The following is a 7,692-nucleotide window of genomic DNA, read 5'->3' as shown; positions in this document are numbered from 1 at the left end:
TGGCCGGTAAATAAAATATCTTTTGATGAAAGTTTAACAAGCCGGAGTATCAGCTGGTAGCAGGTTGTGTGGTGGGCAGCAGAAAATAAAAAAGCCACATAAAGTGGCTTAACTAAATTTTTGCGAGGTCCCGTTAGAACGGGCTTCTTACTTGTTATTCTTCACTAGCGCAGAACTGTTATAGCAAAACAATTTGCTGATGACAAGCACCTATCACAAAAAACCTGAACCCAGCATTTATAGCGAAAAAATAGGCGTGGCGCCGATGCAGTGATAAAATAGCGCCAATTCTGTGAATGGCGGGCTAGATATGCAATTAAAAAATGATCGGTACCTCAGAGCTTTATTAAAACAACCGGTAGACAGAACACCGGTATGGATGATGCGCCAGGCGGGCCGTTATTTACCAGAATACCGTGCAACCAGAGCTCAGGCTGGCGATTTCATGTCGTTGTGCAAAAACCCTGAGCTGGCATGCGAGGTAACACTGCAACCTCTGCGCCGTTATGCATTAGACGCTGCCATTCTGTTTAGTGACATTCTGACTATCCCGGACGCAATGGGGTTGGGTCTGTATTTTGGTGAGGGTGAGGGCCCTAAGTTTCAGCGTCCGGTGCGTGACTTTTTGGAGATCGCTAACCTGCCGATCCCAGACCCGGAGCAAGAATTACGTTATGTGATGGATGCCGTTCGTACCATCCGGCGTGAGCTGAATGGCAGCGTGCCGCTGATTGGATTCTCCGGCAGCCCGTGGACATTGGCAACCTATATGGTTGAAGGTGGTAGTAGTAAAACGTTCGGCACTATTAAAAAAATGATGTTTAGTGAGCCGGAAGCACTGCATCTGCTATTGGATAAGCTGGCCCAGAGCGTCACGCTGTATTTAAATGCGCAGATTGCAGCAGGTGCGCAGTCAGTAATGATTTTTGATACCTGGGGTGGTGTTTTGACACCACGTGACTACCAGGAGTTTTCGCTGGGTTATATGCAGCAGATCGTCAATGGTTTAACGCGCGAAGCTGATGGCCGTAAGGTGCCGGTAACCTTGTTTACGAAAAATGGTGGTTTATGGCTGGAAGCGATTGCGAATACGGGCTGTGATGCATTAGGTCTGGACTGGACTATTAATATCGCTGATGCCAAAGCCAGGGTAGGCGGCAAGGTTGCGCTGCAAGGTAACATGGACCCGGCTATCCTGCTTGGTTCGCCAGAGCGTATCCGGCAGGAAGTTCAGATGATTCTGGATGGGTTTGGCCAGGGCAGTGGGCATGTGTTTAATCTTGGCCACGGCATTACGCCCGATGTAGATCCGGAGCGGGTCAGCGTGTTTATTGATGCCGTGCACTCGTTTAGCCGTACTTATCATATGAGCGCAGATATCGCGGAGTAAAAAGAAAAACCCCGGTGCTGCCGGGGTTTTCATCTCAGTTAGTACCCGCTGAAGCCGTTTGATAGTCAGCTAACAAATCTTCAAAGTTCTGTATTGTCCAGTTACGGCTACGTGCCTCTTCTAATGCCTGGCGTAACATAGACTCTCCGCGTCCTTGCTGGCCAAGCTCAATAAAAGCCACGCCCAGGGTTGACAATAAATTCGGATTATTTGCGTCAATTGCTCTTCCTTGCTCAGCCAGGCGGAACGCTTTGTTTGGATCCCGCAAAGTCGGGTCATCAGACATCGCCAGCAAAGCCGCGTAATCTGCTATCGCTGGCATATATTCTTGTAACGCAGCCACTTCGAGGTAACCCGCTGCTTTGTGAGGGTTATAGTTCACGTTGTTACTGTCGAGTAGTTCCTGAGCTAACAGATATGCCGCCTTAGCATCACCACTGTCTGCAGATATTGCCAGCCAGTTCACGGCTTTATTTTGATCCCGGTTGCAACCGTTACCGGTAACCAGACATTGCGCCATCCTGTACTGGGCTGGTGCATAGCCGTTTATGGCAGATTGCAGATACCATGGTAGCGCATCGGCACCGGAAATGATGCGGTTTTCTGCCAGTAGCGCATACAGGTACTGATACTTAGCGGACTCTGCCTTAGCTGCTGCCAAAATTGCATCCAGGTACTCCTGATTTTCCCGTTCAAATTTGCGGGTTTTCGCAGTGGCGTAAGCTTTAATGCGGAAGGTGTGTGCTTGCATTTCCATCCGTACCGGTGTGCCGTACAGATCTTTCGGTGGTTCAAATCGCCAGCTCTGCACTGCCTTAACGACATACTCGTTAATAGAATCAACCGGGAAAGATGCAACAACGTTTACGTTATCAGTTTTACCGTCTTCAGTAATGTCATAATGCACAACTGCCCAAGCTGCAATGCCGGCCCGTTCAAAATAGCCCGGATATTCAGGTTCTGACTGACTAATGGCTTTTACACGGGAGTTTGCCTGGACATACCTGTTAGCTGTCGGGTACAGGTTGCCTTCCAGCGCTGCTTTTCCGAACTGGTTATTGAGGCTGGTAAACACTTCTTTGCCTTCACGTCTCGACGGCAACTTTGTACGCAATTCGCGGTATTGCTCTTCTGCCTTAGGATGATTGCGATCTTTTGCTATCAGTGTCCAGGCATAAGCTAGGTTCATATCAGGTTCAACCCCCAGCCCTTCAGCATACATCCGGGATAGTAGAAATTGTGCCTCCAAATGCCCCAATTCCGCCAGAGTTTCAAGTTGGGGCTTCGCCAGCGCATATTCCTGCTTTTCGAATAAAGCTTTAGCTACCGGAAAGTCGGCATATGCCTGCCACGACAATAAACACAGCAGTGTTAATGCGTACTTAAGCTGTACCATATAAACCCCACAAAACTAATTATTTAATTATTATGTAATTGAGTTTACAACGAAATATCAGGCAAAACAAAAATAAATGTTACAACGTTAGTGCTGACGCAATCTCATTAATTTTCAATAAATTAGATTAAAATAGTCTGTTTAGTCCATTTAACGCTGCTACCCGATAAGCTTCAGCCATCGTCGGGTAATTAAAGGTTGTGTGAACAAAGTACTCAAGTGTATTACCGCCATTCTTCTGCATCATAATTGCCTGGCCTATGTGAACAATCTCAGCTGCGCGTTCACCAAAACAATGAATGCCCAGGATCTCTAATGTATCGCGATGAAACAGCAGCTTGAGACTGCCAACATTGGTATTGGCAATTTGTGCCCTTGCCAGATGCTTGAACTGGGCTCTGCCAACTTCGTAAGGAATTTTTGCTGCAGTCAGTTCCTGCTCCGTTTTACCAACAGAGCTCATTTCTGGGATGGTATAAATACCAGCAGGGATATCTGCTATCAGGTGGCCGTCCAGGTTACCTTTGACAATCGCCTCGCCAGCTAACCTGCCTTGGTCGTAGGCGGCGCTGGCAAGACTCGGATAACCGATAACGTCACCGACGGCGTAGATGTTTGGCACGCTGGTCTGATAGTGGCTGTTTACTTTCACCAGACCACGGCTGTCTGCTTCCAGCCCTATTGCAGAGAGATTTAACATGTCGGTGTTGCCGGTACGGCCGTTGGCAAATAAAAAGCAGTCTGCTTTCATCTTTTTACCGGATTTTAAGTGCAGCACTACGCCGTCTTCTTTGCCTTCGATTCGATCAAACTCTTCGCCGTGGCGGATGGTCATACCAGAGTTCCAGAAATGGTAACTTAGCGAGTCGGATATTTCGGTATCCATAAAAGAAAGTAGCCGGTCCCGGGTGTTAACTAAATCAACGCGTACACCCAGGCCGCGGAATATAGACGCATATTCACAGCCGATAACTCCGGCACCATAAATAATAATATGCTTGGGATCATGTTGCAGTGAGAGAATAGTATCCGAGTCATAAATCCGGTCATGATTGAAGTCGACCTCAGCCGGGCGATATGGACGAGAACCCGAGGCGATAACGATTGTCTTTGCACTTAGTTCAAAACAGCTGCCGTCATCGCTACGAATACTCAAGTGATGCTTGTCAATGAAACGCGCTTCTCCCTGGTACATCCTGACCTGATTGCGGTCATAAAAACCGCTTCTTAGTCTGACCTGTTTGCGGATCACGCCTGCTGCATGTTTTAAAATTTGTGAAAAGGTCAGCTTGGTATGTTGCTCATCCAACTGAAACAACGGATTTTCATTGAATTCGATTAAGCGGCTAACTGAATGACGTAGTGCTTTGGACGGAATAGTGCCCCAGTGAGTGCAACCACCACCTACAGACTGATACCGTTCTACAGCGGCTACTTTCAGCCCGCTTTTGGCCAAGTACATGGCAGCGCCTTCGCCACCTGGGCCTGTGCCGATAACAATGGCATCAAAATCAAAGCGGGTTTTCTTGGGCGATGTATTTTTTTCACTCACGTGCTAGATCTCGCTGTTTTCATTGATTTATATCTGAGCATATCAGGTATCAGGCACAAAAAAAGAGACCGAAGTCTCTTTTTCTGTTAGCTGAAAGCCGTTACCAGGCGTTGCCAGTGCTGTTGTTGTTGCTGTAAATGCAACTTAAATTCGAGATAGCGATGCTTAAAATCAACGGCCTGATACTGAGCAACCAGTTGTTCTTTGCGCTGCAGTAACATCTGCTTTTTCAGCTGATAGTAGTCCTGCATCCTGACAGACAGTATTTCATATTCATGCTCTAGCAACTGCAGTAATTGTTCAGCATTAGGGCGCAGTTTTACGTGTTCTTTGGCACGCTGTAGTTGCATCTTCGCTTTGGCCTGCTCAATACGCTCTTCCGGAACTGTGCGCAGGTTACTGGTTAAGCCTAACCATGATGCGGCTTTAATAAACCACTTGGTTGGATCAAACTGGTACCACTTTATACCGTTACGATAATCAGACTCAAAAATGTGGTGAAAGTTATGATAACCCTCACCATATGTCAGCAACGCCAGTACGCCATTGTCGCGGGCAGAGTTTTGATCGGTATAAGGTTGCTTGCCCCAGATATGCGCCAGAGAGTTAATGAAAAAGGTAAAGTGATGACTCAACACCAGACGTAGTACACCAGCAGAGAGCAGCATGCCAAGCACGTTGCCAGTCAATAAACCCAGCAATAAAGGAATACCGACATTAGTTAAAATAGTCAGCCACAAATAATTACGATGCTGCCACATCACAATAGGATTCTTTTGCAGATCCCGCGCATTATTGTAGTCCGGCTTTTCAACGCCAGGGTAGTCACGCAACATCCAACCGATGTGGCTGTACCAGAAACCGCGGCCTGCGGAGTATGGGTCTTTGTCATTGTTGTCGACATGACGATGATGGACACGATGGTCGGCTGACCAATGTAAAGCACTATTTTGCAGTGCGAATGCACCGCCGATGGCATAAACCCACTGTAACAAGGGGTGTGCTTCATAGGTTTTGTGAGCCCACAACCGGTGATAGCCAGCAGTAATTGACATCCCACAATAACCAAGACAAATAATAGTGGCTATCAGTTCTGACCAGCCAAAACCTACCGCCATGGCGTACCAGGGTACACCAATTATTGCGACCAGAGTCGTGATGGAAAACAGCAGGACATTGGTCCAGATGATCGGGGCTTGTTTCATAAGTGGTCGCTTTAGCTTACAACTGTTCGCTCATTTTACTGGTCACAAATCGGTGGTCAAGGTATATGATAGGGCTTTTCGGTAAATAAAGGGATTTCTGTGTCAAGGGCAGAGCAAAAAGAGCGAACCAGAAGGGCTATTATTAATGCCGCTTTTTCTCAGCTGAGTGCAGACAAGAGCTTTGCCAGCCTGAGTCTGCGCGAAGTGGCACGCGAGGCTGGCATAGCGCCTACATCATTTTATCGCCATTTTGCTGATATGGATGAGCTAGGGCTAACACTGGTTGATGAAGCCGGTTTAATGCTACGACAGTTAATGCGTCAGGCCAGGCAGCGTATTGAAAAAAATGGCAGCGTGATCCGCACATCAATTGAGACTTTTATGGAGTTTGTCACCGGCCACAGCAATGTGTTCCGGTTATTATTGCGGGAGCGCTCCGGTACTTCAGCCGCTTTTCGCAGCGCAGTGGCCCGCGAAATTCAACATTTTGTCGCGGAATTGGCAGAGTATCTGCGCAAGGAGACGACGTGTCCGGACGAGCTGGCCAGAGCCCAGGCTGAAGCCATGGTTACACTGGTTTTTCACACCGGGGCCGATGCGCTGGACGCACCATCTGAACAATATGCTTATCTGACCAGCCGTACTATTACTCAGTTACGTTGGTTAGCACATGGTGCGGCCAGTTATGGCCGCAAACATAAAGATTAACGCTTCCGCAGCCAGACGCCGGTTTCAATATGGTGGGTATAAGGAAACTGGTCAAATACTGCCAGCTTAACGATGTCATGGCTTTGAATCAGTACTTGTAGATTTTGTGCCAGCGTTTCCGGATTACAGGAGATATAAAGAATATCATTAAACCGACTGACCAGCTGCACTGTGCCGTCATCCAGCCCGGCGCGTGGAGGGTCTACCAGCACGGTACCAAGCTGCATCTCGGTTAGATCCAGCTGCTTCAACTTGCTACCGTGCTGCAAAGCTGCCGATACATCTTCCGCTGGCATCTGCAGCACCTGAAGATTGGTAACGTTGTTAAGTGTAATATTGTACTGAGCAGATTTGATAGATGTGCGCGAGATCTCGGTAGCAATAACCTGATCAAAACAAGGTGCTAACGCAATAGAAAAGTTACCATTGCCACAATATAACTCCAGTAAGTCACCAGACAACTGTTGTGATATCGCTTTTGCCCAGCTGAGCATTTTACGATTTACCTCGCCATTAGGCTGGGTAAAGCTACCTTCAACTTGCTGATATCGTAGCTGCTGGCCCTCAAGTTCAAACTGCTCCGTTACATAATCTTCGCTGACCATCAATTTCTGCTTACGGGAGCGACCGATAAACTTTACTTTATAGTGTGCCGACAAAGCTTCTGTCAGTGCTCTGGCCTGTTCCAGCCAGCTATTGGTCAGAGGCCGCTTATATATAAGAGAGACAAGCAGCTCACCGGAAAGAGTCGCCAGATAATCCACCTGGTATAACTTATAGCGCATCTCATGATTAAACTGGATATTGCTCAGCAGTATCGGCATAAAGTCGGAAATAGTGCGGCAGGCTACGGGGAAATAATCGATCCTGACTTTGTCTCGTGTTTGTGGGTCAAACATGGCGTGATAAATATCATCGCCATTGTGCCAGATACGAAATTCAGCACGTAATCTGTAATGTTGTGGTTCAGATGCATATATTTCAGCCGGAGGTGCTTTGAACTCGCTCAGCAATTGCTGCACTGTGTTACTTTTATCAGACAGTTGTTGGGAATACTGCTCGGGAAAAACCTGACCTACGCTCATCGGACACTCTGCTAAACTAAAACGGCTATTTTATGCCAGAGTAACCCTCGAGCCAACAGACAATCGTCTGAATGATGAATCTCAAACAAAAAGAGAGGCTAAGCCTCTCTTTATTAGCAATAATGTATTGATGAAACTATTCTTCGCTGTCGTCGTTATCCTGACGCTCTTTTGCTTCACGAACTTTTAATGTGCGTTCCTGGAAATTGAAGTCGTTAAGCTTCTGAATCATTTTACTGCCGTCTTTTGCTGCGACTTCGACGAAACCAAACCCCCGACGACGGCCCGTTTGCCTGTCTTTCATCAAACGAACATTAACAACAATACCAAAACGCTGGAATAACTCTTTCACCGCG

At 47.3% G+C, this 7,692-nt stretch carries 7 protein-coding genes; 2 read left to right on the top strand and 5 right to left on the bottom strand.

Going from position 1 to position 7,692, the window contains the following annotated elements; all coding sequences use genetic code 11:
• The first annotated feature begins 310 nt into the window (after window positions 1-310).
• Window positions 311-1,390, top strand: a complete 1,080-nt coding sequence (gene hemE / locus VIN66_RS03890; RefSeq protein WP_331922768.1) for a uroporphyrinogen decarboxylase — start codon at window positions 311-313, stop codon at window positions 1,388-1,390.
• Window positions 1,391-1,424: 34 nt separating this feature from the next.
• Here the strand turns inward: hemE and VIN66_RS03885 are convergent, their stop codons facing one another.
• The 3 genes from VIN66_RS03885 to VIN66_RS03875 all read right to left on the bottom strand — a co-directional run bounded on the left by VIN66_RS03885 (window position 1,425) and on the right by VIN66_RS03875 (window position 5,543).
• Window positions 1,425-2,786, bottom strand: a complete 1,362-nt coding sequence (locus VIN66_RS03885; RefSeq protein ID WP_331922767.1) for a TonB family protein — start codon at window positions 2,784-2,786, stop codon at window positions 1,425-1,427.
• Between the two features lie 127 nt (window positions 2,787-2,913).
• Window positions 2,914-4,338 (bottom strand): Si-specific NAD(P)(+) transhydrogenase, encoded by a 1,425-nt coding sequence (sthA, locus tag VIN66_RS03880; protein WP_331922766.1) that lies wholly within the window; start codon window positions 4,336-4,338, stop codon window positions 2,914-2,916.
• An 86-nt stretch (window positions 4,339-4,424) separates the two neighbouring features.
• Window positions 4,425-5,543, bottom strand: coding sequence for an acyl-CoA desaturase (locus VIN66_RS03875; RefSeq protein WP_331922765.1), 1,119 nt, complete (start codon window positions 5,541-5,543; stop codon window positions 4,425-4,427).
• A gap of 99 nt (window positions 5,544-5,642) precedes the next feature.
• Here VIN66_RS03875 and fabR point away from each other — a divergent pair, with 99 nt between their 5' ends.
• Complete coding sequence (fabR, locus tag VIN66_RS03870) at window positions 5,643-6,251, top strand: HTH-type transcriptional repressor FabR (protein ID WP_349257530.1); 609 nt, start codon at window positions 5,643-5,645, stop codon at window positions 6,249-6,251.
• Here fabR and trmA read toward each other — a convergent pair.
• On the bottom strand, window positions 6,248-7,336 hold the full coding sequence (trmA, locus tag VIN66_RS03865) for a tRNA (uridine(54)-C5)-methyltransferase TrmA (RefSeq protein ID WP_331922764.1): 1,089 nt from the start codon (window positions 7,334-7,336) through the stop codon (window positions 6,248-6,250). The genes fabR and trmA overlap by 4 nt on opposite strands.
• Before the next feature lie 136 nt (window positions 7,337-7,472).
• Window positions 7,473-7,692: RNA recognition motif domain-containing protein (locus VIN66_RS03860; RefSeq protein WP_414709857.1), on the bottom strand; the 220-nt coding region annotated here is incomplete at its 5' end.

This window comes from Rheinheimera sp., assembly GCF_036568245.1.
Taxonomy (GTDB): Bacteria; Pseudomonadota; Gammaproteobacteria; order Enterobacterales; family Alteromonadaceae; genus Alishewanella.
This window is presented reverse-complemented; position numbering and strand designations above follow the sequence as displayed.

Excerpts from the sequence above, each read along its gene's own strand:
- hemE (WP_331922768.1), top strand. The coding sequence starts at position 311 with ATGCAATTAAAAAATGATCGGTACCTCAGAGCTTTATTAAAACAACCG.
- VIN66_RS03885 (WP_331922767.1), bottom strand. The coding sequence starts at position 2,786 with ATGGTACAGCTTAAGTACGCATTAACACTGCTGTGTTTATTGTCGTGG.
- VIN66_RS03875 (WP_331922765.1), bottom strand. The coding sequence starts at position 5,543 with ATGAAACAAGCCCCGATCATCTGGACCAATGTCCTGCTGTTTTCCATC.
- trmA (WP_331922764.1), bottom strand. The coding sequence starts at position 7,336 with ATGAGCGTAGGTCAGGTTTTTCCCGAGCAGTATTCCCAACAACTGTCT.